Source organism: Burkholderia paludis, assembly GCF_000732615.1.
Lineage (GTDB): Bacteria > Pseudomonadota > Gammaproteobacteria > Burkholderiales > Burkholderiaceae > Burkholderia > Burkholderia paludis.
The window spans coordinates 26,101-50,355 of the sequence record NZ_JPGL01000014.1 but is presented as its reverse complement, the minus strand read 5'-3'; the positions used below and the strand labels follow the sequence as shown (position 1 = coordinate 50,355).

At 66.3% G+C, this 24,255-nt stretch carries 26 protein-coding genes and 4 tRNA genes; 13 read left to right on the top strand and 17 right to left on the bottom strand.

The genetic code is table 11. The features are described from left to right. Positions 1 to 26: 26 nt before the first annotated feature. The 7 genes from dusA to ssuD all read right to left on the bottom strand — a co-directional run bounded on the left by dusA (position 27) and on the right by ssuD (position 5,002). The gene (gene dusA, locus GQ56_RS0110435; protein WP_031398602.1) at positions 27 to 1,013 is read right to left on the bottom strand and encodes a tRNA dihydrouridine(20/20a) synthase DusA; all 987 of its coding nucleotides are present in this window, start codon (positions 1,011 to 1,013) and stop codon (positions 27 to 29) included. Positions 1,014 to 1,146: 133 nt separating this feature from the next. Further along, the gene (locus GQ56_RS0110430) at positions 1,147 to 1,392 is read right to left on the bottom strand and encodes a hypothetical protein (RefSeq protein ID WP_031398601.1); all 246 of its coding nucleotides are present in this window, start codon (positions 1,390 to 1,392) and stop codon (positions 1,147 to 1,149) included. 55 nt (positions 1,393 to 1,447) lie between these two features. Further along, positions 1,448 to 1,645 carry a hypothetical protein gene (locus GQ56_RS0110425; protein ID WP_031398600.1) on the bottom strand — a complete coding sequence of 66 codons (198 nt, stop codon included), beginning with the start codon at positions 1,643 to 1,645 and terminating at the stop codon, positions 1,448 to 1,450. Between the two features lie 140 nt (positions 1,646 to 1,785). Then, positions 1,786 to 2,001 carry a TOBE domain-containing protein gene (locus tag GQ56_RS0110420; RefSeq protein ID WP_006476104.1) on the bottom strand — a complete coding sequence of 72 codons (216 nt, stop codon included), beginning with the start codon at positions 1,999 to 2,001 and terminating at the stop codon, positions 1,786 to 1,788. 57 nt (positions 2,002 to 2,058) lie between these two features. Then, positions 2,059 to 3,018, bottom strand: coding sequence for an ATP-binding cassette domain-containing protein (locus GQ56_RS0110415; RefSeq protein ID WP_031398599.1), 960 nt, complete (start codon positions 3,016 to 3,018; stop codon positions 2,059 to 2,061). Then, positions 3,015 to 3,827, bottom strand: coding sequence for an aliphatic sulfonate ABC transporter permease SsuC (ssuC, locus tag GQ56_RS0110410; RefSeq protein ID WP_031398598.1), 813 nt, complete (start codon positions 3,825 to 3,827; stop codon positions 3,015 to 3,017). Before ssuC ends, GQ56_RS0110415 begins: the two co-directional genes overlap by 4 nt. A gap of 17 nt (positions 3,828 to 3,844) precedes the next feature. After that, positions 3,845 to 5,002, bottom strand: a complete 1,158-nt coding sequence (gene ssuD / locus GQ56_RS0110405; protein WP_031398597.1) for an FMNH2-dependent alkanesulfonate monooxygenase — start codon at positions 5,000 to 5,002, stop codon at positions 3,845 to 3,847. Between the two features lie 340 nt (positions 5,003 to 5,342). Between ssuD and GQ56_RS0110400 the strand changes: the two genes are divergently transcribed. After that, positions 5,343 to 5,771: a hypothetical protein gene (locus GQ56_RS0110400; RefSeq protein ID WP_031398596.1), complete on the top strand. Its 429-nt coding sequence runs from the start codon at positions 5,343 to 5,345 to the stop codon at positions 5,769 to 5,771. A gap of 121 nt (positions 5,772 to 5,892) precedes the next feature. Here the strand turns inward: GQ56_RS0110400 and GQ56_RS0110395 are convergent, their stop codons facing one another. From GQ56_RS0110395 to GQ56_RS0110385, 3 genes are read right to left on the bottom strand one after another with little or no spacing between them, the layout of a single operon-like run. Continuing rightward, on the bottom strand, positions 5,893 to 7,047 hold the full coding sequence (locus GQ56_RS0110395) for an enoyl-CoA hydratase/isomerase family protein (protein WP_031398595.1): 1,155 nt from the start codon (positions 7,045 to 7,047) through the stop codon (positions 5,893 to 5,895). 31 nt (positions 7,048 to 7,078) lie between these two features. After that, complete coding sequence (locus GQ56_RS0110390) at positions 7,079 to 7,417, bottom strand: DMT family transporter (protein WP_031398594.1); 339 nt, start codon at positions 7,415 to 7,417, stop codon at positions 7,079 to 7,081. Between the two features lie 3 nt (positions 7,418 to 7,420). Beyond that, entirely contained in the window at positions 7,421 to 7,918 is a 498-nt protein-coding gene (locus GQ56_RS0110385; RefSeq protein WP_031398593.1) for a heme-degrading domain-containing protein, read from the bottom strand. Between the two features lie 197 nt (positions 7,919 to 8,115). Between GQ56_RS0110385 and GQ56_RS0110380 the strand changes: the two genes are divergently transcribed. The 7 genes from GQ56_RS0110380 to GQ56_RS0110350 all read left to right on the top strand — a co-directional run bounded on the left by GQ56_RS0110380 (position 8,116) and on the right by GQ56_RS0110350 (position 13,406). Beyond that, positions 8,116 to 8,192 (top strand) — tRNA-Met (locus tag GQ56_RS0110380). Between the two features lie 183 nt (positions 8,193 to 8,375). After that, a complete protein-coding gene (locus tag GQ56_RS0110375; RefSeq protein ID WP_031398592.1) occupies positions 8,376 to 8,921 on the top strand; it encodes an NUDIX hydrolase in 546 nt (181 codons plus the stop codon). An 11-nt stretch (positions 8,922 to 8,932) separates the two neighbouring features. Next, complete coding sequence (gene aat / locus GQ56_RS0110370; protein ID WP_031398591.1) at positions 8,933 to 9,697, top strand: leucyl/phenylalanyl-tRNA--protein transferase; 765 nt, start codon at positions 8,933 to 8,935, stop codon at positions 9,695 to 9,697. A 33-nt stretch (positions 9,698 to 9,730) separates the two neighbouring features. Continuing rightward, positions 9,731 to 10,561 (top strand): arginyltransferase, encoded by an 831-nt coding sequence (locus tag GQ56_RS0110365; protein ID WP_031398590.1) that lies wholly within the window; start codon positions 9,731 to 9,733, stop codon positions 10,559 to 10,561. 97 nt (positions 10,562 to 10,658) lie between these two features. Continuing rightward, positions 10,659 to 11,696: a quinone-dependent dihydroorotate dehydrogenase gene (locus tag GQ56_RS0110360; RefSeq protein WP_031398589.1), complete on the top strand. Its 1,038-nt coding sequence runs from the start codon at positions 10,659 to 10,661 to the stop codon at positions 11,694 to 11,696. 100 nt (positions 11,697 to 11,796) lie between these two features. Beyond that, positions 11,797 to 12,591, top strand: a complete 795-nt coding sequence (locus tag GQ56_RS0110355) for a cystine ABC transporter substrate-binding protein (protein WP_031398588.1) — start codon at positions 11,797 to 11,799, stop codon at positions 12,589 to 12,591. A gap of 122 nt (positions 12,592 to 12,713) precedes the next feature. Beyond that, entirely contained in the window at positions 12,714 to 13,406 is a 693-nt protein-coding gene (locus GQ56_RS0110350) for an amino acid ABC transporter permease (protein WP_031398587.1), read from the top strand. Positions 13,407 to 13,458: 52 nt separating this feature from the next. Here the strand turns inward: GQ56_RS0110350 and GQ56_RS0110345 are convergent, their stop codons facing one another. The 6 genes from GQ56_RS0110345 to rnr form a co-directional block, all read right to left on the bottom strand. After that, positions 13,459 to 14,445, bottom strand: a complete 987-nt coding sequence (locus GQ56_RS0110345) for a Gfo/Idh/MocA family protein (protein WP_031398586.1) — start codon at positions 14,443 to 14,445, stop codon at positions 13,459 to 13,461. Between the two features lie 100 nt (positions 14,446 to 14,545). Beyond that, positions 14,546 to 15,262, bottom strand: a complete 717-nt coding sequence (locus GQ56_RS0110340; RefSeq protein ID WP_031398585.1) for a FadR/GntR family transcriptional regulator — start codon at positions 15,260 to 15,262, stop codon at positions 14,546 to 14,548. 278 nt (positions 15,263 to 15,540) lie between these two features. Continuing rightward, positions 15,541 to 16,236: a ribose-5-phosphate isomerase RpiA gene (gene rpiA / locus GQ56_RS0110335; RefSeq protein ID WP_031398584.1), complete on the bottom strand. Its 696-nt coding sequence runs from the start codon at positions 16,234 to 16,236 to the stop codon at positions 15,541 to 15,543. A gap of 91 nt (positions 16,237 to 16,327) precedes the next feature. Further along, positions 16,328 to 17,200, bottom strand: coding sequence for an N-acetylmuramoyl-L-alanine amidase (locus GQ56_RS0110330; RefSeq protein WP_031398583.1), 873 nt, complete (start codon positions 17,198 to 17,200; stop codon positions 16,328 to 16,330). Positions 17,201 to 17,291: 91 nt separating this feature from the next. Then, the gene (gene rlmB, locus GQ56_RS0110325; RefSeq protein ID WP_031398582.1) at positions 17,292 to 18,035 is read right to left on the bottom strand and encodes a 23S rRNA (guanosine(2251)-2'-O)-methyltransferase RlmB; all 744 of its coding nucleotides are present in this window, start codon (positions 18,033 to 18,035) and stop codon (positions 17,292 to 17,294) included. A gap of 148 nt (positions 18,036 to 18,183) precedes the next feature. Then, entirely contained in the window at positions 18,184 to 20,661 is a 2,478-nt protein-coding gene (rnr, locus tag GQ56_RS0110320; protein WP_031398581.1) for a ribonuclease R, read from the bottom strand. 249 nt (positions 20,662 to 20,910) lie between these two features. Here rnr and GQ56_RS0110315 point away from each other — a divergent pair. The 4 genes from GQ56_RS0110315 to GQ56_RS0110300 all read left to right on the top strand — a co-directional run bounded on the left by GQ56_RS0110315 (position 20,911) and on the right by GQ56_RS0110300 (position 22,841). After that, positions 20,911 to 20,997: transfer RNA gene (locus GQ56_RS0110315), tRNA-Leu, on the top strand. Further along, complete coding sequence (locus GQ56_RS44135; protein ID WP_152601712.1) at positions 20,957 to 21,658, top strand: hypothetical protein; 702 nt, start codon at positions 20,957 to 20,959, stop codon at positions 21,656 to 21,658. Before GQ56_RS0110315 ends, GQ56_RS44135 begins: the two co-directional genes overlap by 41 nt. After that, a complete protein-coding gene (locus tag GQ56_RS0110305; protein ID WP_031398579.1) occupies positions 21,655 to 22,644 on the top strand; it encodes an aliphatic sulfonate ABC transporter substrate-binding protein in 990 nt (329 codons plus the stop codon). Before GQ56_RS44135 ends, GQ56_RS0110305 begins: the two co-directional genes overlap by 4 nt. 110 nt (positions 22,645 to 22,754) lie before the next feature. Then, positions 22,755 to 22,841: transfer RNA gene (locus GQ56_RS0110300), tRNA-Leu, on the top strand. A gap of 192 nt (positions 22,842 to 23,033) precedes the next feature. Here GQ56_RS0110300 and GQ56_RS0110295 read toward each other — a convergent pair. Next, positions 23,034 to 23,597, bottom strand: coding sequence for a flavodoxin family protein (locus GQ56_RS0110295; protein ID WP_031398578.1), 564 nt, complete (start codon positions 23,595 to 23,597; stop codon positions 23,034 to 23,036). A gap of 434 nt (positions 23,598 to 24,031) precedes the next feature. Between GQ56_RS0110295 and GQ56_RS0110290 the strand changes: the two genes are divergently transcribed. Further along, a tRNA-Leu gene (locus GQ56_RS0110290) sits at positions 24,032 to 24,118 on the top strand. The last annotated feature ends 137 nt before the right edge of the window (positions 24,119 to 24,255 follow it).

Genomic DNA, 24,255 nt, shown 5'->3' with positions numbered 1-24,255 from the left:
CTCTGTTTCAGCAGCGAAGAACAAGATTATACGAAGTCTTTTGAATCTTGCAAAGCTTTTTTTTCAAAAATTTCTTCGGCTTCGTTCAGATGCGCGCGCGCCTCGTCGAACACGGCCAGATCGCCGCGCGCGAGCTTCTTGTTGTCGGACAGCACGCGACGCCAGCCGCGTGCGCCGGGCATGCCGCGATACAGTCCAAGCGCGTGCCGCACGATCGCGCCGAGATAGGTGCCGCGCTTCAGTTCCGCCGCGCAGTATTCGATCAGCAGCGCCTCGGCCTCCTCGCGCGTCCGCGACGCCGCGGTCGATCCGTAGAAGCGCGCATCGACCTCCGCGAGCACATACGGGTTGTGATACGCCTCGCGGCCGAGCATCACGCCGTCGACGTGCTCGAGATGCTGCTCGACCTCGTCGAGCGTCTTGATGCCGCCGTTGATGACGATCTCGAGCGCCGGAAAATCGCGCTTCAACCGATACGCATAGTCGTACTTGAGCGGCGGGATCTCGCGATTCTCCTTCGGCGACAGCCCCTTCAGGATCGCATTGCGCGCATGCACGACGAACGTTTCGCAACCGGCCTCGGCCACCGTGCCGACGAAGTCGCGCACGAACGCGTAGTCCTCGACCGCATCGACACCGATCCGGTGCTTGACCGTAACCGGCACCGAGACCGCATCGCGCATGGCCTTCACGCAGTCGGCAACGAGTTGCGGCTCGTTCATCAGGCACGCGCCGAACGCACCGCGCTGCACGCGCTCGGACGGACACCCGCAATTCAGGTTGATCTCGTCGTAGCCCCACTGCTCGCCGAGCTTCGCGGCGCGCGCGAGATCGTCGCGCTCGCTGCCGCCGAGTTGCAGCGCGACCGGCGATTCGTTCGGCGTGAACGCGAGATGCCGCTGGGCGTCGCCGAACAGCAGCGCGCCCGTCGTGATCATCTCCGTATACAGCCACGTATCGCGCGTCAGCGTCCGGTGGAACGAACGGCAATGACGATCGGTCCAGTCGAGCATGGGCGCGACGGATACGCGGCGGGGAGGAAGCGAAGACGGCGGTACGGACATGGATTTCGGGCGACAGGCCAGACGGCGCGGAAACAACCGGACATTTTACCGCAACACGGGCCGAGCCTGCCCGGCATGTGCACTATCCGTCGCCCAGCTCCGCATCGACCGCCCGCCGGGCCTCGTCGAGCACCCGTTCGAGCACGCGCCGTTCGGTCAGCAACATCCCGTCGACCTTGACGAGGCGCCAGTCGATCCGCACGTTCTCGCCCTCGAGCACACGATAGTGCGCATGCTCGCCGTTCCACACCTGCTCGGTCTTCACCTCGATTTCGAAGCCGCGGTACGGCTCGCTGAAATCGCCGAGGTCGCTGCCTCTCGGTTCCATCGCACGCTCCGTGGCGACGCAGCGCCAGGCCGCCCGCGCAGCCGGCGCCGCACGCTCAGTCGTATTCGTCGGACAAGAAGGACCGGCCATCGGCCGTCAGGTCGACCCGGTCGGCCGTCGCCTGGTAGATCAGCCCCTCGTTCAGCAACGCATAGACGACGTCGTCGAACGCGGCAGGAACCGGCCGGCTTTCGCCGAACTGGTCGATCCACTTCAGCGCCTCGATGGCTTCGGGGGAAAGGATGGGGGTCATGCATTGGCCTCCGGCATCGGTGTCGTTCCATCCTAGCACTTCGGCCGGACGTCGAATACCAAGGCAAGCACAACGCAAGCGCCGGGCGGCGCCAGCGGGCAGGCTGCCCGCGGCACCGCACCGGCACGGGACACCCGGGCTCAGAGGCGCGCGATCGATACTTCCGTCGATTTCACGAGCGCAACGACCTCCGCGCCGACCTTCAGTTCGAGTTCGTCGACCGAACGGGTCGTGATCACCGACGTGACGATGCCGAACGGCGTCTCGACGTCGACCTCGGAGACCACGGACCCGCGGATGATCTCCTTCACCTTGCCCTTGAACTGGTTACGTACGTTGATTGCAGTGATGCTCATCGGGTTGATCGCTCCGAAGAAAAAAGTCTCAGAACGGGCGGCCTGCGCCGCCCGGATTTAAACGGCCCAGCGGATCTGCCCGACCGGTCGAACGCTGTCTGCCTGATGCTCCGCGGGCTGGTCGGCCGCGCCGGGTCCGCCGGCGAGCACGCGTTTCAGCACGCGATCCTCCAGTGCCGCGAACGCGGCCGATGCGCGGGCGCGCGGCCGGTCTAGCGGCACCGGCTGGTCCAGCGCCACACGCCCCTGCTCGATCAGCAGGATGCGGTCGCCGAGCGCGACAGCTTCCTGCACGTCGTGCGTGACGAGCAGCGCGGTGAACCGGTGTTCGCGCCACAACCGCTCGATCAGCGCATGCATCTCGATGCGGGTCAGCGCGTCGAGCGCGCCGAGCGGCTCGTCGAGCAACAGCAGTTGCGGCCGGTGCACGAGCGCGCGGGCCAGTGCGACGCGCTGCCGCTGTCCGCCCGACAGTTGCGCGGGCCAGTCGTTCGCCCGCTCCAGCAGGCCGACTTCGTCGAGCACCGCGCGCGCCTGGTCACGCGCGCCGCGCCCGAGGCCCAGCATCACGTTCTGCAGCACGGTCTTCCACGGCAGCAGGCGTGCATCCTGGTACATGATCCGCGTATCGAGTTCGCCACCGCCGTCGCCGCGCGTCACGAGCGCGCCGCTGCTCGGCTGTTCGAGCCCGGCGACGAGACGCAGCAGCGTCGACTTGCCGCAGCCGCTACGGCCGACGATCGCAACGAAGCTGCCGCGCGCGATGCCGAGCTCGACGTTGTCGAGCACCGTGCGCGTGCCGAAGCGTTTGCTGACACCCGACAGCGTCACCGCATCGTCGGTTGCCGGGCCGCCGGGCCGCCGCCGCGCGAGCGGGACGACCGAGGCGCTGCCGTCACGTTCGAGGATCGCCGCGTCTCGCGCGTCGCCGTCCGCAACGCGCGCCTGCGCAAGCTCGGCCTCGAGATCTGCGCCGGCAAGCGGGCCGTAGGCGGCCGCCGAAGTCGTCGCATTCATGCCTTTGCTCCAGATTGATAGGCGGGGTGCCAGCGCAGCGTCACGCGCTCGAGCCATTTCGCCAGCACGTCGGCCAGCTTGCCGAGCACCGCGTACAGCAGGATGCCGACCACCACCACGTCGGTTTGCAGGAATTCACGTGCGTTCATTGTCATGTAGCCGATACCCGACTGCGCGGAGATCGTTTCCGCGACGATCAGCATCACCCACATCAGCCCGAGCGCGAAGCGCACGCCGACGAGAATCGACGGCAACGCACCCGGCAGGATCACGTCGCGGTACAGCGCGAAACCGCGCACGCCGTAGCTCTTCGCCATCTCGATCAGGTTCGCGTCGACCGAGCGGATGCCGTGATACGTATTGATATAGACCGGAAAGAACACGCCCAGCGCGACGAGGAACAGCTTCGCCTTCTCGTCGATGCCGAACCACAGGATCACGAGCGGGATCATCGCGAGCGCCGGGATGTTGCGGATCATCTGGATCGTCGAATCGAGCGCGACCTCGGCCGCCTTCGACAAACCGGTCGCGAGCCCGAGCGCGAGGCCGACGCCGCCGCCGATCGCGAAACCGAACAGCGCCCGCCACGTGCTGACCTTCACATTCGCCCACATTTCACCGGAGGTGACGAGCGACCACGCCGCCCGCACGACCGCAATGGGCTCGGGCAGCACGCGGGTCGACAGCCAGCCGGTGCGCGCACCGACTTCCCATACGATCAGCAGCGCAAGCGGCACGAGCCACGGCGCAACGCCGCGCCATGCGCGGGCGGCCACCGCCGCCCCCGTCACCGACGATTTCGTTGTCATCCCAGACCTCCTGTCGCTCAGCTCTGCGCGGCTTTCGGCAGATAGCTGTTGCCGACGATTTCGCCGAACGGGCCCGACAGCGGGCCGGTCGCCTTCGATGCAGCGCCGCCCTTGATCAGCGGGAACACGAGTTCCGCGAAACGGTACGACTCTTCCAGGTGCGGATAGCCCGACAGGATGAAGGTCTCGATACCGAGATCCGCGTATTCGCGCATGCGCTCCGCGACCTGCTCGGGATTGCCGACGAGCGCGGTACCCGCACCGCCGCGCACGAGGCCGACGCCGGCCCACAGGTTCGGATACACCTCGAGCGCGTCGCGGCCGCCGCGCTTGCCGCCGTGCAGCGCGGCCATGCGGCGCTGGCCTTCCGAATCCATGTTCGCGAACGCCTTCTGCGCACGTGCGATCGTTTCATCGTCGAGCCGGCTGATCAGGCGTTCCGCGTCGCGCCACGCTTCGTCCTCGGTTTCGCGCACGATCACGTGCAGCCGGATGCCGAACTTGATCTTGCGGCCGCGCGCCTCGGCACGGGCACGGATATCGGCAATCTTCTTCGCGACGGCCTCGGGCGGCTCGCCCCAGGTCAGGTAGGTGTCGATGTGATCGGCCGCGATCGCATGCGCGGCCGGCGACGAACCGCCGAACCACAGCGGCGGATGCGGGCGCTGCACGGGCGGATAAAGCGCCTTGCCGCCCTTCGATTGCAAGTGCTTGCCGATGTAGTCGAAGCCGCCGTTGTCGTGCGACGCGGACAACAGGCCGCGCCAGATGTTCAGGAAGTCGTCGGTGATTTCGTAGCGCGTGTCGTGATCCGCGAACAGGCCGTCGCCTTCGAGCTCGGCGGCATCGCCGCCCGTCACGACGTTGATCAGCAGGCGGCCGCCGGACAGACGGTCGAACGTCGCGGCCATGCGCGCCGACAGCCCCGGCGATGCGATGCCGGGACGAATCGCAACCAGGAACTTCAGACGCTGCGTCGCCGGAATGAGGCTCGACGCAACGACCCACGCATCCTCGCAGGAGCGGCCGGTCGGCAGCAGGACACCCTCGTAGCCGAGCGTATCGGCCGCAACCGCGACCTGCTTGAAATAATCGTAATCCGCGGCGCGTGCACCTTCGGCCGTGCCGAGATAGCGGCTGTCGCCATGCGTGGGGATAAACCAGAACACATTCATCTGCTGCTCCTGCTTGACTGTCCTTGCCGAAATTTGAAAAAACACCGCCCTGCTCGCGTCGCGGCTGGGCGACGCATGCATGGTGTGCGTTCGAATCGGGGTGGTTCGCCGGTCGCACCGTGCAGCGGGCGAGGACGCGATTGCACGGCTGTTTCTGGGAAATCAGTCTAGGGATCGGTGCAGGGCTTTGGAACGATTTTTTTTAGCTTAGGTTTTCCGCTTTCGTGATTAGCACGACGCTGGAGCGAATATCGCGGCGGCCGGGCCCTATAATGGCGCAACTGTCCGAATAACTCCGCGCGCACGGCCCCGGTCATGCGCGCCTGCGGTGCACTCATCGATGCAGAAAGTCATCCTGCCATTCCTGTCCGGCTTCCTGGCCGCCCTGTTCTTCCGCGAAGCCACGCTCGCACTCCTGCATACGGCCGACCTGATCGCCGCAACCGGCTTCTCCACGCAGCCGTTCGCGCCGCTCGGCATTCCTGAATTTGTCGCGAATGCGCTGATCAGTGCGTGCTGCGCGGTCCCGATGGCGTGGTTGTTGCGCGTATCGCCGGAACGCGAGGCGTCGTGGGTCGGCGCGCTGGTGTTCGGCGGCCTCGTACTGACGGTCGCCCGCGTATTCGCGATCGATCCGCTGCGCGGCATCTGGCCGACGGGCAACATGATGCCCGTTCTCGCCGCCGGCTTCGCGACGAACGCGGTCTGGGGCTTCGGCGCGCTCGTGTTCATGCGCGCGTTCATGTCGGACGGCGCGGGCGACGAGTAACGCCGGCGCCCTCCTCACGCCGCTTCGACCTCGGCCGAAGCGGCGCCCGCAAACGAACAGGCCGCCTGCACACGCAGGCGGCCTGTTCGTTTCGGCATCCGCGGTATCCCGCCCGCCTCAATCAGTCCCGCAGATTCCGCAGCGGATGCGTGTCGGCCGTCCACGGGCTGTCGAACATCGCGAGCACGTCCGCGCGCCCGACATCGGCGACCGCGCCGAAACGCCAGACCGGCCGGTGATCCTTGTCGACGATCAGCGCGCGCACGCCCTCGATCACGTCGCCGTGCGCGAACGTCGAACGCGTGAGATCGAGGTCGCGCCGCAGGCAATCGGCCATCGTTGCACCGCGCGCGCGCTCGACGACTTCGAGCGACACGGCCATCGACAGCGGAGACAGCTGTTCGCGCATGGCATGAACGGCCTTCCCGACCCATCCGTCGACGGCCGCGCAGTCCTGCTCGGCATCGAGCGACGCGAGGATCGCGCCGATATCGGGCTGCGCGAAATGCCGGTCGATCCCGGCGCGCGCATCGGCCAGCGCCGACGTGTCGGGCGTCGGCACGACCTTGTGCTCGGCCGCGGCGGCAGCGACGCAGGCGACCGCCTGCGCGCCGCTGTCGATGCGCGCGCTGCGCAGCGTGTCGAGCAGCGCCGGCAGTGCGGCATCGGGCAGATAGACGTCGGCGAGCTGCGCGTACAACGCACCGGCCGCGTCGAGCGTCGCGCCGGTCACCGCGAGATAGCGGCCGATCTCGCCGGGCGTGCGTGCGAGAAACCAGCTCATCCCGACGTCCGGGAACAGGCCGATGCGCGTTTCGGGCATCGCCATCTTCGTCGAGTCGGTCACGACGCGCAGGCCGCCCGTATGCCGGGCCGCCTGCGAGATGCCCATCCCGCCGCCCATCACGACACCGTGCATCAAAGCGACATACGGCTTCGGATACGTGAAGATCGTGTGGTTGAGCGTGTATTCCTCGATGAAGAACGTGTCGACCGCATCGCGGTCGCCGCGCTGCCATGCATCGTGGAAGAAGCGCACGTCGCCGCCCGCGCAGAACGCGCGCGGATGCGGGCTGCACACGACGACCGCGACGACCTCGGGATCGTCGCGCCACGCGTCGAGCGCCTGCTGCATCAGCCGGATCATGCCGACCGACAACGCGTTCAGCGCTTTCGGCCGGTTCAGTTCGAGAAAGCCGATGCGGTTCGCAACATAAGCGCGTACATCGGGCTGGGCGGTTTCGGCGGAAACGGCAGCGGAAGTGGAATCGGTCATGAGGGCCATCCGGCAAACGGCAGTCGCACGTTCAGTGCGCCTGCATCTTCGAGAACAGGTTCAGCACCACGACGCCCGCGATGATCAGCCCGAGGCCGATCACCGCCGGCAAGTCCGGCACCTGGCGATAGAGCAGCATCGCGACGAGCGTGATCAGCACGATCCCGGCGCCCGACCAGACTGCATAGATGATGCCGACGGGCATCGTGCGCAACGTGAGCGACAGGCAGTAGAACGCGATGCCGTATCCGGCGACGACGAGCATCGACGGCCACAAGCGCGTGAAGCCGTCCGCCGCACGCAGCGCGGACGTGCCGACCACCTCCGCGACGATCGCGATCGCGAGCCATGCGTAACCGGGAAGCTGCATCCGTCAGATCCTTGCCAGCGCGAGCGCGGCGTAGTCGTGGCCGAGTTCGGCACACAGCGTCTCGACGACGAATTCGTGATCCGCGCGCTGCGGCAACCCGGACGCGGTGATCGAGCCGATCACGCCGGCACCGGCGACCGTCAGCGGAAACGACCCGCCGTACGGCGAATACTCGCCGATCGGCAGCCCGTGCTTGTCCGCGAGCGTCGCGCCGGACTGCTGGATGCGCAGGCCGATCGCATACGAGCTGCGCCGGAAGTGCGCGACGACGTTGCGCTTGCGGCGCACCCAGTCGGCGTTGTCGGGCGTCGCGCCGGCGAGCGCCGCGTAGAACAGCGGCTGGCCGAACGTGACGATGTCGATCGCGATCGCATGGCCGCGCGACGTCGCGAGCGCATGCATCCGGTTGCCGAGCGCCCATGCGCGCGCCGGGTCGAAATGGGGAAACACGAGCGCCTGTTCCTGCGCGTCGATCGATTGAAGATCGTGAGCGATGTCCATGAATCCGTCGATGCAATAAAGAGAGTCGCAGCAGCGCCGACGCGATCGCGCACGGCGTCGCTGCCGAAGATACGAAACAAACCGCTCGATTCTAGCGCACGCGCCCACCGTACCGTCCCCACAAGACGCGACATGCGATTGTCAGAAAGTGCTTGCACTCGTTCGGGTATCTCCTTATAATTCATTTCTTCGACGGACGCGGGGTGGAGCAGTCTGGCAGCTCGTCGGGCTCATAACCCGAAGGTCGTAGGTTCAAATCCTACCCCCGCAACCAAACGTCCAGATTCGTGCAAAAAGCCCGGCCCAGTGCCGGGCTTTTTGTTTTTCCGTCGTGTTCCCCGCCCCGCTTCACGCGGCCGCCCCTGCACTGCGTGCGCCATGCCGCCCGCATGCGCGTGCGTTCGAGAATGCCGCGCCCCGGTGATACACTCGCATCACCTCGTCCCTTCCATTCGACATGAAATTCTGCTCCGTCTGCGGTCACGAAGTCATCGCGCGCATTCCTCCGGGCGACAACCGCGAGCGCTTTGTCTGCGATCACTGCGGCACGATCCACTATCAGAATCCGCGCAACGTCGTCGGTACGGTCCCGGTCTGGGGCGATCAGATCCTGCTGTGCCGTCGCGCGATCGAACCGCGCTACGGCTTCTGGACGCTTCCCGCGGGCTTCATGGAAATGGGCGAGACGACGGCCGAGGCGGCCGCACGCGAAACGCTCGAGGAAGCCGGCGCGCGCGTCGAGGTGCAGAACCTGTTCACGCTGCTCAACGTGCCGCACGTGCACCAGGTTCACCTGTTCTATCTCGCGCGGCTCGTCGAGCCGGGTTTCGAAGCCGGCGAGGAAAGCCTCGAAGTGAAACTGTTCGACGAGGCCGACATCCCGTGGGACGAAATCGCGTTCCCGACCGTCAGCCAGACCCTGCGATTCTTCTTCGCCGATCGCGCCGCCGGCGATTACGGCGTGCACACCGGCGACATCTTCCGCTCGCTGCGCAACGGCTGAGCCTCCGCCCCATGGTCCCCTGGCTCGGCCCGGACGATCCGTTTCCGCCCATCGAGCGCGCGCTCGGTCCCGCGACCGGCGCGCCCGGGCTGCTCGCCGCCAGCGCCGACCTGCTGCCGTCACGCCTCATCGACGCATATCTGCGCGGAATTTTCCCGTGGTACTCCGACGGCCAGCCGGTACTGTGGTGGAGCCCCGATCCGCGCATGATCCTCGTGCCGGCCGAATTCAAGGTGTCGCCGTCGCTGCGCAAGACGCTGAAGCGCGTGCTGCGGGAGCCCGAATGGGAAGTGCGCGTGGATCACGACTTTCCGGGCGTGATGCGGGCCTGCGCGCAGGCGCCGCGCCGCGGGCAGCGCGGCACGTGGATCACGGCCGAGATCATCGACGCGTACACGTCGCTGTACCGCACCGGCAACGCGCACAGCATCGAGACGTGGCGCGACGGGCGCCGCGTCGGCGGCCTGTACGGCGTATCGTTCGGGCGGATGTTTTTCGGCGAGTCGATGTATGCGGATGCGACCGACGCATCGAAGATCGCACTGGCCACGCTCATCGCGCACCTTCGCGGGCAGGGGCTGGAGATGATAGACTGCCAGCAGAATACGTCGCATCTAGCGTCGCTCGGCGGCCGCGAGATCGCACGCAAGGCCTTTGTCGCTCACGTGCGCAGCGCGGTAGCCGAACCGCCGATTCCGTGGCAGTTCGACAAGCGCGTGCTCGCCGCGCTGACGGGCCCCGCCGAAACGGCGCCCCCCTCCGGGATCGAGCGCTAGCGCGGCACTCCCTCCCTGCAACGAGAGCTGCCCATGACTCACCCGACTGAGCTGCCGCTTTCACCGCTTTCGGCGCTGCAATTCTATGCAACGGCGCCCTATCCGTGCAGCTATCTGGACGGCCGCGTCGCGCGCTCGCAAGTCGCGACGCCGAGCCACCTGATCAACTCCGACATCTACACCGAGCTCGTCAAGGCCGGCTTCCGCCGCTCGGGCGTCTTCACGTATCGCCCGTACTGCGACGGCTGCCGCGCGTGCGTGCCGGTGCGCGTCCCCGTCGGCGCATTCGCGCCGTCACGCACGCAGCGCCGGATGTGGAAGCGGCATCGCGCGCTCGTGGCAACGGTGTCGCCGCTGCACTACGACGAAGAGCACTACGCGCTCTATATGCGCTACCAGTCGGCGCGTCATGCGGGCGGCGGCATGGACCGCGACAGCCGCGACCAGTACGAGCAGTTCCTGCTGCAGAGCCGGATCAACTCGCGCCTCGTCGAATTCCGCGACCTCGATGCACCGGGCGGCGAGTCCGGCAAGCTGCGCATGGTCAGCATGATCGACATCCTCGGCGACGGGCTGTCGTCCGTCTACACGTTCTTCGAGCCCGACGACCTGCATACGAGCTACGGCACCTACAACATCCTGTGGCAGATCGAGCAGGCGAAGAGTCTCGGCCTGCCCTACGTATACCTCGGCTACTGGATCCGCGAGAGCCCGAAGATGGCCTACAAGGCCAACTTCCATCCGCTCGAAGGGTTGATCGACGGCCGCTGGAAGATGCTCGATCCGGAACGGGTCGACCTGCCGCCCGTCGACGCGGCGCTGGCCCGCGCGCCGCTGCCGGGCGGGCATTCCGGCTCGAGCTGACGCCGGCGCGGCGGCAACGAAGCGAAGCGCGCCCCTGCCGCACAACTCCCGGTAAAATAGCGGGTTGTCATTCATTCCGGCCGTCCGCCCTATTCCCGTGTTCAGTTCCCTTTATCCGCTGGCCCGCGCATCCCTGTTCAAGATGGATGCGGAAGACGCTCACCACCTCACGCTGCGCGCGCTCGGCGCGGCCGGCCGCACGGGCCTCGCCTGCGCGCTGTCGGCGCGCGTGCCCGACGCGCCCCGCACCGTGATGGGGCTCACGTTCCGCAATCCGGTCGGCCTGGCGGCCGGCCTCGACAAGGACGGCGCAGCGATCGACGGCCTCGCGGCACTCGGCTTCGGCTTCATCGAGGTCGGCACGGTCACGCCGCGCCCGCAGCCCGGCAACCCGCGCCCGCGGATGTTCCGCCTGCCGCAGGCCGAGGCGCTGATCAACCGGATGGGCTTCAACAACCACGGCGTCGACCAGTTCGTGAAGAACGTCCAGGCCGCCCGCTATCGCGGCATCCTGGGCCTGAACATCGGCAAGAACGCCGATACGCCGATCGAACGCGCCGCCGAGGACTACCTGTACTGCCTCGAGCGCGTGTACCCGTTCGCCAGCTACGTGACGATCAACATCTCGTCGCCGAACACGAAGAACCTGCGCCAGTTGCAGGGCGCGGGCGAGCTCGACGCGCTGCTCGCGGCACTGAAGGACAAGCAGCAGCGGCTTGCCGACCTGCACGGCAAGCTCGTGCCGCTCGCGCTGAAGATCGCGCCCGATCTCGACGACGAACAGGTCAAGGAAATCGGCGACACGCTGCTGCGCCACAAGATCGAAGCGGTCATCGCCACCAACACGACGCTGTCGCGCGCCGCCGTCCAGGGCCTGCCCCATGCCGACGAAGCCGGCGGGCTGTCGGGCCGCCCCGTGTTCGACGCGTCGAACGAGGTGATCCGCAAGCTGCACGCCGAAGTCGGCAGCGACGTGCCGATCATCGGCGTCGGCGGCATTTTCTCGGGCGAGGATGCCCGTGCCAAGCTCGCGGCCGGCGCGGCGCTCGTTCAGCTCTATACGGGCTTCATCTACCGCGGCCCCGCGCTCGTCGCCGAATGCGTGAAGGCCATCGCCCGCGAGCGCGCCGCGTAATATAGGCATAAACAAACGGTATTTAGAGATCGATTGCGTTTTTGCTATGATCGGCGCCGTTACCAGAATCAATGACCCGGACAGGGCAAGGAAACACACGATGAAGATTGCGCTGCTGAAGAAGCTGCTGGCTGCCGGCCTGATCGGCACGTCGCTCGCCGCCGCCACCGCCCATGCCGCCGACCTCCTCGACCAGGTGAAACAGCGCGGCGCGCTACGGGTCGGGCTCGAAGGCACGTTCCCTCCGTTCAACTCGAAGAACCCGCAAGGCGAACTCGTCGGCTTCGACGTCGATATCGCGAAGGCCGTCGCCGCGAAGCTCGGCGTGAAGGCGGAATTCGTGACGACCGAATGGAGCGGCATCATCGCCGGCCTGCAGGCCGGCAAGTTCGACGTGATCGCCAACCAGGTCGGCATCACCGACAAGCGCAAGGAAACGCTCGACTTCTCGCCCGCGTACACGTACTCGTCCGCGCAGCTGATCCAGCGCAAGGACGACACGCGCGAGTTCAAGTCGCTGGACGACCTCAAGGGCAAGAAGCTCGGCGTCGCGCTCGGCACGAACTACATGGACATGGCGAAGTCGGTGCCCGGCATCGACGTGAAGACGTATCCGGGTGCGCCTGAGTACCTGCGCGATCTCGCGGCCGGCCGACTCGACGCGGCGCTCAACGATCGCCTGATGCTCGCCTACCTGACCAAAAATTCGCAACTGCCGCTGCGGCCGGGTGCGAACGTCGGTTCGGCGAACCCGTCGGGCATCCCGTTCAAGAAGGGCAACCCGAAGTTCCAGAAGGCGATCGACGACGCGATGGCACAACTCGAGGCCGACGGCACGTTCACGAAGATCTCGGACAAGTGGTTCGGCATCGACGTGACCAAGCCGATCAAGTAAGTACGCCTGCATTTCCCGCCTGACGGCGGACCGGACGGGGCGGCATCCACAACGATGCCGCCCTTTGTTTTATTCGTCCGGTTTATGATTGCGTTTTCGCGCACGCATTCGATTCGTATTCCATGTCGACAACGTCCCTGCTCGTCCAATCTCTGCCGGTGCTCGCCCAAGGCGCCGTGCTCACCGTCAAGTTCGCCGTGCTGTCGATGGTGTTCGGGCTGCTCGGCGCCGTCGTACTCGCGATGATGGGCGTCCGGCAAAGCGAAGCGCTCGAAGGCTTCGAACGCATCTGGGTCAACGCGCTCGCGTGGGTGGCGCGCGCCTACGTGAGCCTGATGCGCGGCACGCCGCTGCTGGTACAGATCTTCGTCATCTATTACGGACTGCCGAGCCTCGGCATCTCGCTCGACCCGACACCGGCCGGCGTCATCGCGCTGTCCGCGAACGTCGCGGCCTACATGTCGGAAAGCATGCGCGGCGCGATCAGCGGGATCGCGCGCGGCCAATGGCTCGCCGCATACAGCCTCGGGTTGTCGTGGGGGCAGACGCTGCGCTACGTGATCGGTCCGCAAGCGTTGCGCATCGCCGTGCCGAGCCTGTCGAACAGCCTGATCAGCCTGATCAAGGACACGTCGCTCGTGTCGGTGATCACCGTTACCGAACTGCTGCGCAGTGCGCAGGAAGTGATCGCGGCGACCTACCAGCCGCTGCCGCTCTATCTCGCCGCCGCCGCCGTGTACTGGATCCTGTGCCAGATCCTCGAATGGGTGCAGCGCTGGTACGAAAGGCGCCTGTCGCTGCCGTCGCGGCATTGAGCGCACACGGCGGGCCGGGCCGCGCACACGCGCCCGGCCCGCTCCTCGCCGCTCATTCGCCCGAATAGCGCACACCGAGTGCGGCCCGCGCCGCATCGGTCATCGCGATCATCTGGCGCGAGCGATCGTGCGTCATGATCGGGCTTTCGGTGGCTCCCGCGCGCAGCAGGTCGCAGAAATGCGCGGTCTCGTAGTTCAGCCCGCCGCCTTCGGCCAGCGCATCGAGCTCCACAGTGCGCCCGTCCGCATAGCGGATCGTCGCGTGCGACGGGTTCCACCACTTTTCGTGAATCGTCACGTGGCCGCCGGCGGCGGCGATCAACGCGTCGCCGCGCCCCATCACGTCCAGCCCGCAAAAGAGCTGCGCGATCCCGCCGTTCGCATGCACGCTGTTCAGGCTCGCGAACAGGTCGACACCCGTCGGGCCGACGCGGCCGAGCGTCTGCACGTTGAGCGCCGCACCGAGCCAGTCGACCGCGAGAAACGTTTCGTAGATCCCGATATCGAGCAGCGCACCGCCCGCGCGATCGAGGCGATACACGGGATGATCGTCCGGCACGGACGACGACGCGCACCCTGCCCGCACGAGCCGGATCTCGCCGATCGGATCGTCACGCAGATGCGCACGCAACTGACGGTACAGCGGAAAGAACGGCGGCTTCATCGCCTCCATGAAGAGCCGTCCTGCTGCGCGCGCCGCATGCAGCACCGTGTCGAGCTGCGCGGCGTTCAGCGTCGCGGGCTTCTCGCACAGCACGGCCTTGCCGGCGGCAAGCGCGGCCAGCGTGTACTGCGCGTGACTGTCGTGAAGCGTGGCGATGTAGACCGCGTCGATATCGCTCGCGAGGAGCGCTTCGAGGCTCGTGGCGGGCGTGCCGCCGCACGCCCCGCAAAAGTCTGCCGCGGCATCGGCGCGGCGGGCCCAGGCACCGGCGAGCGTGGCGCCCGGCACATGCGCGAGGCTTTGCGCGAAGCGGCGCGCAATGCTGCCCGCGCCGACGATGCCGAAGCGCACCGGGCGATGGTCGTTGTCGTTCATCCTGATCTTCCGTGTCGGTCGTATGACGGCGGCCGGCACGCTGCCGGTCGTCCGTCATGATAAACGGCTCGCCGGCACACGATGAACGACACGCGCGATGTCAGGCACGCACGGGCACGTCGACCGAAAAATCGCGCGAGATCTCGTCGGCGCTGAAATCGATCAGCGCGAGCGACGCGGCTTCGGCTTCGCGCGGATCGCGACGCTCGATCGCGTCGACCACACGCGCATGCGCCTTCACCACGACGTCGTGCGCGCCCTCCTTTTGCGCGACGCGCGGATTCACGAGACGCACCGCGCCTCGCACGATCGTCGCCATCTGCTGGAAGAACTGGTTGCCGCTCGCCTGGACGATCCGCGTGTGCAACAGCTCGTCCGCCGTGTCGTAACCGAGGTCTCCCGGCTGCAACACCTTGAACGCATCGAATGCTTCGCGGATGCCCGCGATGTCGGCCGCCGTCGCGCGTACCGCCGCCTGCGCGGTCGCACGCGGCTCGATCAGCATCCGGAATTCGATGACGTCGCGCATGAATTGCGGATCGGGTTTCGCCCTGAACCGCCAGCTCACGACGTCCTCGTCGATCATGCGCCAGTCGCGCATCGGCCGCACGCGCGTACCGACTTTCGGACGCACGTCGAGCATGTCGCGCGCAAGCAACATCGACAGCGCCTCCCGCATCACGGTGCGACTCACATCGAACTCTTTCGACAGCACGTCCTGCGGCGGCAGGATGCCGCCGTACTTGTCCTCGACGATACCCGAGACAAGCCCATCCATCACTTTCGCGACCAGTGACCGGTCTTTGCCCTGCTCCATGACACCTCCCCGTGCGTCGATTTGCGAACACCTGCTCCGCAGTTCCGCCGGCCCTGGTTACGACTGTTCTTATGATCTATAAGTTGATGAGTTCGAGGATATTTCGCTATCTGGTAAACACCTGACAGGGTTATCCCTCTTTTTGTCGGGGTGATTTATACGACTAAAAAAAAGGCCCGGGAAGCGCTCTGCGCCTGCCGGACCCCGATTTCCACAAGATTTAAACATTCAATCCGTTACGGCATATGACACGCGCTACGGACTGCTTGTCATTTCTTTCAATTGGCCGAATAAACGATCGTTTCAACGCCGCTTTCCGTGCCGAGCAAGCACAGATTCGCACCGCGCTCTGCGAACAGGCCGACCGTCACGACGCCCGGCCACGCATTCACCTGCGCTTCGAAACCACGCGGATCGGCAATCTGCAGCCCCTTCACGTCGATGATCTCGTTGCCGTTGTCGGTGATGTACGGCGCACCGTCCTTCGTCACGCGCAACACCGGAACGCCGCCCAGCGCAGTCACGCGCCGGCCGATCGCCGTGCGCGCCATCGGCACGACCTCGATCGGCAGCGGGAACGCGCCGAGGACCGGCACACGCTTGCTGGCGTCCGCGATGCACACGAACGTATCGGCCACCGAAGCGACGATCTTCTCGCGCGTCAGCGCGCCGCCGCCGCCCTTGATCATCGCGCCGCTCGCGTCGATCTCGTCGGCGCCGTCGACATACACCTGCAGCGAGTCGATCTCGTTCAGGTCGAACACCTTGATGCCGTGCGATTTCAGGCGCTCGGTGGTGGCGACCGAGCTCGATACGGCGCCGCGATAGCGCGACTTGACGACGGCGAGCGCGTCGATGAAGCAGTTGGCGGTCGATCCGGTGCCGACGCCGATCACGGCGCCTTCCGGCACGTTCTGGATCACGTAATCGGCGGCGGCCTGGCCGACGAGGCGTTTGAGTTCGTCTTGAGTCATGGAGTGGGAATGCTGCGGGATTGCGGAAAACCGCCAGTTTACCGGACTCGGATGACGATCCGCGTTTTTCGGCGCGCGGCGCGCGCTGGATTCAGGGTGCGCCCGCCGCCGGCGCGTTGTCCGCCGGCCGGGTGTCGGGGAAATACTTGTCGAGCAGCGCCTGCGCGATCGCATCGGTTTCGGCGTCCGGATTGCCGGCATAGTCGGACGGCCTGAAATGCATCTGGAACGCCGCGAATACGCGCCGCGTACCTGCGTCGAGCACGCCGTCGGTCGACACGTCGTAGCCGTAGCGCGCCAGCTTGAGCTGCAGCGCGCGCACATCGACCGGCGCATGCGGATCGCGCCCGCCGAGCCGCGCGGCCACGGTCGCGTCGTCCGGCCACGCGCCAACGCCGGCCAGCGCCAGCGCATGCCATGGAAACAGCGGCCCCGGATCGATCTTGCGTTGCGGCGCGATGTCGCTGTGTCCGACCACGCGCGTCGGCGGAATGCCGTAGCGCGCGACGATGTCCTGCGACAGGCGGGTCAGCGCGGCAACCTGTTCCGGCGGATACGGCTGCCAGGTGCGGTTCTGCGGATCGAGCGGGCCGCGGTTCACGTTCTCGATGCCGATCGACACCGCGTTCAGCTCCGTCGTGCCCTGCCACTCGCTGACGCCCGCGTGCCACGCACGTTCCGATTCCGGGACGAGCTGGTAGACGACGGGCATCCCGTGCTCGATGCGCGGTTGCGGCGGAATGACGTAATGCACGCTGACCGAATCGCCCGTCAACGTGCGCAGCGATTTTGCCTCGTCGCTTTCGGTGTAGTGCATCACGAGAAAGCGGACCCGCGAATCGGCACTGCGCGCGTGCAGGCTCGTGTCGGCGTAGTAGGTGCCGCGCTCGACGAGCGACGGCGACGTGCAGGCGGCCAGCAGGCACAACACGGCGCAGGATGCGCCGACGCGGAACAGGGTCATGGTCGCGGGCTCCGGAGAGCCGCGTGCCGCGGCGCGGCACGCGTCGTTGGGAACATTCGGGGCCCGCGCCCGGCGCGCGGGACGAACGGCGTCAGCCTTTCACGCGCCGCTGGCGCACCGCTTCGTACAGGCACACGCCGCTGGCGACCGACACGTTCAGGCTTTCGACGCTGCCGGCCATCGGGATGCTCATCACTTCGTCGCAGGTGTCGCGCGTGAGCCGGCGCATGCCTTCGCCTTCCGCGCCCATCACGAGCGCGACGGGGCCGTCGAGCTTCGTTTCGTACAGCGTCGACGACGCCTCGTCCGACGTGCCGATGATCCAGACGCCGGCGTCCTTCAGCTCGCGCAGCGCACGGGCGAGGTTCGTTACCGTGATGTACGGCACCGTATCGGCCGCGCCGCTCGCCACCTTGGCCGCGGTCGCGTTCAGGCCGACCGCGCGGTCGCGCGGCGCGATCACCGCGTGTGCGCCGGCCGAATCGGCGACCCGCAGGCACGCGCCGAGGTTGTGCGGATCGGTCACGCCGTCGAGCACGAGCAGCAGCGCCGGGCCCTGGATGCCGTCGAGCAGTTCGGACAGGTTCTGTGCGAGCGGAATGTCCTCGACCCGCGCGACGACGCCCTGGTGGCGCTCCGTATGGGCAAGGCCCCACAGGCGCGTTTCATCGGCCGCGATCAACCGCACGCCCGCTTCCTTCGCGGCGTGCAGGAAGTCCTGCATGCGGCGGTCGCGACGCGTCTGGTCGTACAGCACCTCCGCAACCGTCGATGCATCGTGCCGCAAACGTGCGGTCACCGCATGAAAACCGTAAAGAACCTTCAGACGTGACATGACTGGAACAACCTTCGCTCAAACATGCGGCCGCGCGACACGCGCAACCGCGATCCATGGAAAAGGAAAGCGCCGCGTGCCGGCCGATGGCCGGTGACGCGGCGTCTCTCGATACTGCGGGGCGTGCGCTTGCGCCGCCCCCGAACGCTCAATACTTCTTGCGGGCGCGCGCCTTCTTCGCGGCCGGCTTCGGCGCCGCCCCGCCATTGCCGCCGCTCTTCTTCTTCGCGGCGGCACGGGCGGCGCGCGCTTCCTTCACCGCGACGCTCGGCGCACTCGCGGCCTTCTTGCGACGCGGTGCGGCTTCCTCCGCCTGCGGCAGCGCGCGGACGCGCGGGCCGTTGCGGTCGACGCCGCCGCCTGCCGCGGCCGGCGCGGGCGACGGGCGCGGCGCCTTCACCGGCGTATCGCGCACGAGGCGGAAATCGATCTTGCGCGCGTCGAGATCGACGCGGCTCACCTGCACGCGCACGCGATCGGACAGGCGATAGCGGATGCCCGTCCGCTCGCCGCGCAGCTCGTTCTTGATCTCGTCGTACTGGAAGTAGTCCGAGCCGAGTTCGGTGACGTGCACGAGCCCCTCGATGAACAGCGTGTCGAGCTGCACGAAGATGCCGAACGACGTGACGCCGTTCACCATCCCGCCGTACTCCTCGCCGAGCTTGTCGCGCATGAAGTAGCACTTGAGCCACGCCTCGACGTCGCGCGAGGCTTCGTCCGCGCGGCGTTCGTTTGCCGAGCAGTGCAGGCCGAGCTCTTCCCAGATCGCCGTGTTCGGGCGCGCGCGGCCGCGCGTTTCGTCGTCGGCCTGCTGCATCGCGCGGGCGCGCGGCGACAGCGCGGTGTTCAGCTCGAAGCCGTCCGGCGCCTTCGGCACGTATTTCTTGCCGGACAGGATCGCGTAGATCGCACGGTGCGTGAGCAGGTCCGGATAGCGGCGGATCGGGCTCGTGAAGTGCGCATACGCCTCGTAGGCGAGGCCGAAGTGACCGATGTTGTCCGGGCTGTAGACGGCCTGCTGCATCGAGCGCAGCAGCATCGGCTGCAGCATCTGTGCGTCGGGCCGGTCGCGGATCTGCGCCATCAGCGCCGCGTAATCGCTCGCATGCGGCTTGTCGCCGCCGCCGAGCGACAAGCCCATGCCGCGCAGGAACGCGCGCAGGTTCTCGAGCTTCTCCGGCGTCGGGCCCGCGTGCACGCGGTACAGGCCCGGATGCTTGTTGCGCTTCAGGAAATCGGCCGCGCAGACGTTCGCGGCCAGCATGCATTCCTCGATCAGCTTGTGTGCATCGTTGCGCTGGCGCGGCACGATCTGCTCGATCTTGCCCTGCGAATTGCAGACGATGTAGGTCTCGGTCGTATCGAAGTCGATCGCGCCGCGCTTCTGACGTGCGGCGAACAGCGACTTGTAGACGCCGTACAGATCCTGCAGGTGCGGCAACAGATCGGCGCGGCGCGCGGCCTCCGGCCCCTTCGTGTTCGACAGCACGGCCGCGACTTCGGTATAGGTCAGACGCGCAGCCGAATGGATCACGGCCGGATAGAACTGGTACGCCTTGATTTCGCCGCGCGCGGTGATCACCATGTCGCACGCGAGCACGCAACGGTCGACCTGCGGATTCAGCGAGCACAGGCCGTTCGACAGCTTCTCCGGCAACATCGGGATCACGCGGCGCGGGAAATAGACCGACGTGCTGCGCTCGAGCGCATCGGCATCGAGCCCGCTGCCCGGCTGGACGTAATGCGACACGTCGGCGATCGCGACGATCAACCGGTAGCCGTCGCCGCGACCGACCTTGACCGGCTCGCAGTAGACGGCGTCGTCGAAGTCGCGTGCGTCTTCGCCGTCGATCGTCACGAGCGGCACGTCGCGCAGGTCGACGCGGAAGCGCAGGTCCGTCGGCCGCACCTTGTCCGGCAGCGCGGCGGCTTCGTCGAGCGCAGGCTGGCTGAATTCGTGCGGCACGCCGTACTTGCGCACCGCGATTTCGATTTCCATGCCCGGATCGTCGATGTCGCCGAGCACCTCGACGACACGGCCGAGCGGTTGCGAATGACGGCTCGGAAAATCGGTCAGCTCGACGACGACGACCTGCCCGACCTTCGCCTTCTTCACGTTCTGCGTGATCAGGATGTCGTGGCCGATGCGCTTGTCTTCCGGCGCGACGATCAGCGCGCCGTTCTCGTTGAGCAGGCGGCCGATCACGCGCTTGTTCGCGCGCTCGGTGACTTCGACGACGTGCCCTTCCGGGCGGCCGCGGCGATCGTAGCCGACGATCCGCGCGAGCACGCGATCGTTGTGCATCACCTTCTGCATCTCGCCGTTCGGCAGGAACAGATCGTCCTGGCCGTCGTCGCGGATCACGAACCCGTAGCCGTCGCGATGCCCCTGCACGCGCCCGGCGACGAAGTTCGACGGATGGGTCAACTGATAATGGCCACGCTTGTCGAGGCGGATCTGGCCGTCGCGCTCCATCGCGGCGACCCGTCGGAAGAACCCCTCGCGCTCCTGACGCTTGATCGACAGGGCTTCGGCGATGTCGTTGGCGGCCAGCGGCGCGTCGCTCGTACGCAGCACGCCGAGAATTTCTTCACGGCTCGGAATGGGGTACGGATATTTGCTCAAGGGTTTGTCGATGATTGTTCTCGTTGCGTTGGCTGATGGTGCACGGCATCAACATAGAGGTGTCCTTCAGACAGTTCTATATTGACGGCGGCGGGTCATTCTATCACCCGCCCGTGTCGCCAAATGACGGGAATGCCGCGCGCGGGCGCGACGGCAGCCGGTTTGCGATGCATCGCAAAAAAGTGTTGACACAATTAATTGGGGCGCTATAATTTCACTTCTTTGCAGCACATAGCTACTGCAAAACGTGCCCAGGTGGCGGAATTGGTAGACGCACTAGGTTCAGGTCCTAGCGGTGGCAACATCGTGGAGGTTCGAGTCCTCTCCTGGGCACCATCTGTTTTATGAAAAGGCCGGCTTATGCCGGCCTTTTCTCATTTCCGGCCACGCACATCGGCACGGCAAATCGCTCGAGATACCCTGGCGCGATTCGCCGAATTCGTCCTTCGAGGATTTCCGCAACTGCGCATCGGGCCCTGCCTGCGCGATCGCCGGAATCCGTCTCGCCAACCACCCCGCTTCCATCTACGCGCGATCCATCGCACATCGATCGATCGCACTGCGCGCACGCTCGGCCAGCCCCGCCCCGTCGATCGACAGCTTTCGGGCCGACGCAACGCGGTTGCGATGGAACGCCCGGATCGTGGCGGCGAACAACCCGCCTGTCACGTTGACGCAAAAGATCCACGACCAGCGTTGGTCGCCTGCGATCCAGCCGCCGCACACTGCTCGACCAACTCACTCACCCTCGGCGATCGGCGCGCCGAGATTGCCGGAAATGGCCGGAGTCGCGACGTCGTCGATAGTCGATAGACGTGTAAAGCGCAGATCGATCGCCCAGCGCACGCAGGTGCAGCGCGATCCCGGCCGGGCATTCACGCTTATGCCCAACGGTCGGATCGTTAGCAGAATTTATCGGTTATCGTCCGCCGCCCCGGTTGGTAGGTTTGCCGGTTCGATCCGCTGCAACGAACCCAACCAGGAGTACGACTCATGACGTCGATGAACCGCCGCGCGTTCGCGCGCACGATGCTGGCCGCCGGCCTCGCTGCCGCTGGCGTCCGCGCGCACGCCGCAGATACCCCGGACGCGCTGCGCATCGGCTACCAGAAATCGTCGACGCTCATCACGTTGCTCAAGACCCGCGGCACGCTCGAGCAGGCGCTGGCGCCACTCGGCCTGCGCGTATCGTGGCACGAGTTCGCGAGCGGACTGCCGCTGACCGAAGCGCTCAACGTCGGCGCCGTCGACTTCAGCGCCGATGTCGCCGACACGGTGCCGGTTTTCGCCCAGGCCGCGCATGCGCGTTTCGTGTATGTCGCACAGGAAGCGCCGTCGCCGAAAGCCCAGGCGATCGTCGTCAAGCAGGACGGCGCGCTCCGCACGCTCGCCGACCTCAAGGGCACGCGCATCGCGACGACCAAGGCGGCCGGCAGCCACTACCTGCTGCTCGCCGCGCTCGAACGCGCGAAGCTCGCGCCCGCCGACGTCGCGATTCACTACCTGACGCCCGCGGACGGCCGCGCGGCATTCGAGCGCGGCAGCGTGGACGCATGGATCACATGGGATCCCTACGTCGCATCGGTCGACAGGCATCCCGACGTGCGGATTCTGGCCGACGGCAGCGGGCTCGCGTCGTACCAGCGCTACTACCTCGCATCGAGCAGTTTCGCCGCCGCGCGACCCGACGTCGTGCAGATCCTGTTCGACCGGTTGTCGCAAGCCGGCACGTGGCTGCGCGATCACCCGCAGGACGCCGCGAACACGCTCGCGCCGATCTGGGGACTCGACGCGACGACGATCGCGCGCGCGAACGCGCGACGCAGCTACCTCGTTCGCGCCGTCGTCGCGCAAAACTTCGGCGAACAGCAAAAGATCGCCGACACGTTCCTCGCAGCCGGACTGCTGCCGACTCGCGTCGATACGGGACAGGCGCTGCGCTGGAATTTCGCGACGAAACGCGCGGAGTCGGTCGGCGCATGAGGCTCGCTCACGCGTGGGTCGAATATTTTTATCGCCCAGGATGAAATTGTGTTGACAGCCTTTGAAGACACGCTACAATAGCGGTCTTCGCATCGCAGCAAGCGAAACGTGCCCAGGTGGCGGAATTGGTAGACGCACTAGGTTCAGGTCCTAGCGGTGGCAACATCGTGGAGGTTCGAGTCCTCTCCTGGGCACCACTTATTTGAAAAGGCCGGCTTTTAGCCGGCCTTTTTTCATTTCCGGTTCGGGCATCCCGGGCAGCATCGGCGCGGCGAGTTCTCGGCGCTCGACATCCGCAGCCGACACCCATCGAGCACCTCGATCGCGCATCGGCCCCACCCGCCCGGCTACCGGACAGCCGCCGGCGGATGCCTGCCCGGCCGCCGACCTCAGACGCCGTTCCAGCGTTTCGCCGCAATCGCGACACGCTCGCCCAGCACTTCGGCCGTCTTCCGGTCGCTCTCGAGAATCGCGTCCCCACCCTGGTCGGCATTCGCCTGCGCCATCGCGCCGAGGAACGACCCAAGCCGGTTCAGGTCGTTGACCGAGCCCGTGCTGCTGTTGTTGCCGGGCATCAGGCCAAGGCTCACCCACAGCATCTGGTGCTGGGCCGCGAAGACGGACAGTTGCTGCAACGTCGCCAGTTTGTCGCCGCTTTGCGAAGCCGACACGGTAAAGCCGGCCGCCAGCTTGTCCCGCCACTTGCCCCAATACTTCGACGATGCGTCCATGAAGCCCTTGAACGGCGCGGACGCGCTACCCATGTAGGTCGGCGAACCGAAGATGATCGCCTTCGCATCGCGCTCCAGATACTCCCAGTGCTCGTCGATCGCGTCGACCGGGATCAGCTTGACCGACGCGCCGTCGACTTTCTCGACGCCACGCGCGACCGCATCCGCGATGACGGCCGCGTGGCCGTAGCCGCTATGAAAAACCACTGCGATTTCAGACATGAAGGACTCCTTATCGCGGATCACTCCGCCTCAACAAAAAAACGTTACCGCGATAGTAACAGAAATGAGCGTAACGCAAGCGACTTCGCTCGCATCCGTCACGTGCCACGTGACGACCGACAACCGGACGCTGAACGCGGCACCGCCGGGCAGCCACCGCCTGCACACGCGAGTCGGCGCGGCACGACGGGCACCCGTCGACAATGACAATAAGTCCTCCGGCGAAAAACGAGAACCCGCGCCCAGGAAATTCGCTCGTTCCTGTTCGGCGGCAATCGCTGGAATCGGGACCGTTCACGCGGCAGCGTTCAGTCACAGTGCATCGGACACGCGCCCCGTCGGCGCATCACATCAAGGATTCGACGAAATCTGTTGACACGCCCTTCAGTCACGCTATAATTGCTGTCTTTCGCGATGCAGCAAACGCGAAACGTGCCCAGGTGGCGGAATTGGTAGACGCACTAGGTTCAGGTCCTAGCGGTGGCAACATCGTGGAGGTTCGAGTCCTCTCCTGGGCACCATCTGTTTCATGAAAAGGCCGGCTTTTAGCCGGCCTTTTCTCATTTCCGGCCCCGCGTCGCATCCCCCTCGCGACGTGACATCCCCCTGCCTCTCTCGCCATCTTCCGCGCAAGCCGACGTTGCCACGTCCGCAACTA

Coding starts and splice junctions, on each gene's coding strand:
- rpiA (WP_031398584.1), bottom strand. CDS start 16,236: ATGACTCAAGACGAACTCAAACGCCTCGTCGGCCAGGCCGCCGCCGAT.
- GQ56_RS0110355 (WP_031398588.1), top strand. CDS start 11,797: ATGAAGATTGCGCTGCTGAAGAAGCTGCTGGCTGCCGGCCTGATCGGC.
- ssuC (WP_031398598.1), bottom strand. CDS start 3,827: ATGACAACGAAATCGTCGGTGACGGGGGCGGCGGTGGCCGCCCGCGCA.
- GQ56_RS0110345 (WP_031398586.1), bottom strand. CDS start 14,445: ATGAACGACAACGACCATCGCCCGGTGCGCTTCGGCATCGTCGGCGCG.
- GQ56_RS0110395 (WP_031398595.1), bottom strand. CDS start 7,047: ATGACCGATTCCACTTCCGCTGCCGTTTCCGCCGAAACCGCCCAGCCC.
- GQ56_RS0110295 (WP_031398578.1), bottom strand. CDS start 23,597: ATGTCTGAAATCGCAGTGGTTTTTCATAGCGGCTACGGCCACGCGGCC.
- GQ56_RS0110420 (WP_006476104.1), bottom strand. CDS start 2,001: ATGAGCATCACTGCAATCAACGTACGTAACCAGTTCAAGGGCAAGGTG.
- GQ56_RS0110415 (WP_031398599.1), bottom strand. CDS start 3,018: ATGAATGCGACGACTTCGGCGGCCGCCTACGGCCCGCTTGCCGGCGCA.
- GQ56_RS0110330 (WP_031398583.1), bottom strand. CDS start 17,200: ATGACCCTGTTCCGCGTCGGCGCATCCTGCGCCGTGTTGTGCCTGCTG.
- GQ56_RS0110305 (WP_031398579.1), top strand. CDS start 21,655: ATGACGTCGATGAACCGCCGCGCGTTCGCGCGCACGATGCTGGCCGCC.
- GQ56_RS0110340 (WP_031398585.1), bottom strand. CDS start 15,262: ATGGAGCAGGGCAAAGACCGGTCACTGGTCGCGAAAGTGATGGATGGG.
- GQ56_RS0110425 (WP_031398600.1), bottom strand. CDS start 1,645: ATGACCCCCATCCTTTCCCCCGAAGCCATCGAGGCGCTGAAGTGGATC.
- GQ56_RS0110390 (WP_031398594.1), bottom strand. CDS start 7,417: ATGCAGCTTCCCGGTTACGCATGGCTCGCGATCGCGATCGTCGCGGAG.
- GQ56_RS0110430 (WP_031398601.1), bottom strand. CDS start 1,392: ATGGAACCGAGAGGCAGCGACCTCGGCGATTTCAGCGAGCCGTACCGC.
- GQ56_RS0110365 (WP_031398590.1), top strand. CDS start 9,731: ATGACTCACCCGACTGAGCTGCCGCTTTCACCGCTTTCGGCGCTGCAA.
- ssuD (WP_031398597.1), bottom strand. CDS start 5,002: ATGAATGTGTTCTGGTTTATCCCCACGCATGGCGACAGCCGCTATCTC.
- GQ56_RS0110400 (WP_031398596.1), top strand. CDS start 5,343: ATGCAGAAAGTCATCCTGCCATTCCTGTCCGGCTTCCTGGCCGCCCTG.
- dusA (WP_031398602.1), bottom strand. CDS start 1,013: ATGCTCGACTGGACCGATCGTCATTGCCGTTCGTTCCACCGGACGCTG.
- rlmB (WP_031398582.1), bottom strand. CDS start 18,035: ATGTCACGTCTGAAGGTTCTTTACGGTTTTCATGCGGTGACCGCACGT.
- GQ56_RS0110385 (WP_031398593.1), bottom strand. CDS start 7,918: ATGGACATCGCTCACGATCTTCAATCGATCGACGCGCAGGAACAGGCG.
- GQ56_RS0110375 (WP_031398592.1), top strand. CDS start 8,376: ATGAAATTCTGCTCCGTCTGCGGTCACGAAGTCATCGCGCGCATTCCT.
- GQ56_RS0110350 (WP_031398587.1), top strand. CDS start 12,714: ATGTCGACAACGTCCCTGCTCGTCCAATCTCTGCCGGTGCTCGCCCAA.
- aat (WP_031398591.1), top strand. CDS start 8,933: ATGGTCCCCTGGCTCGGCCCGGACGATCCGTTTCCGCCCATCGAGCGC.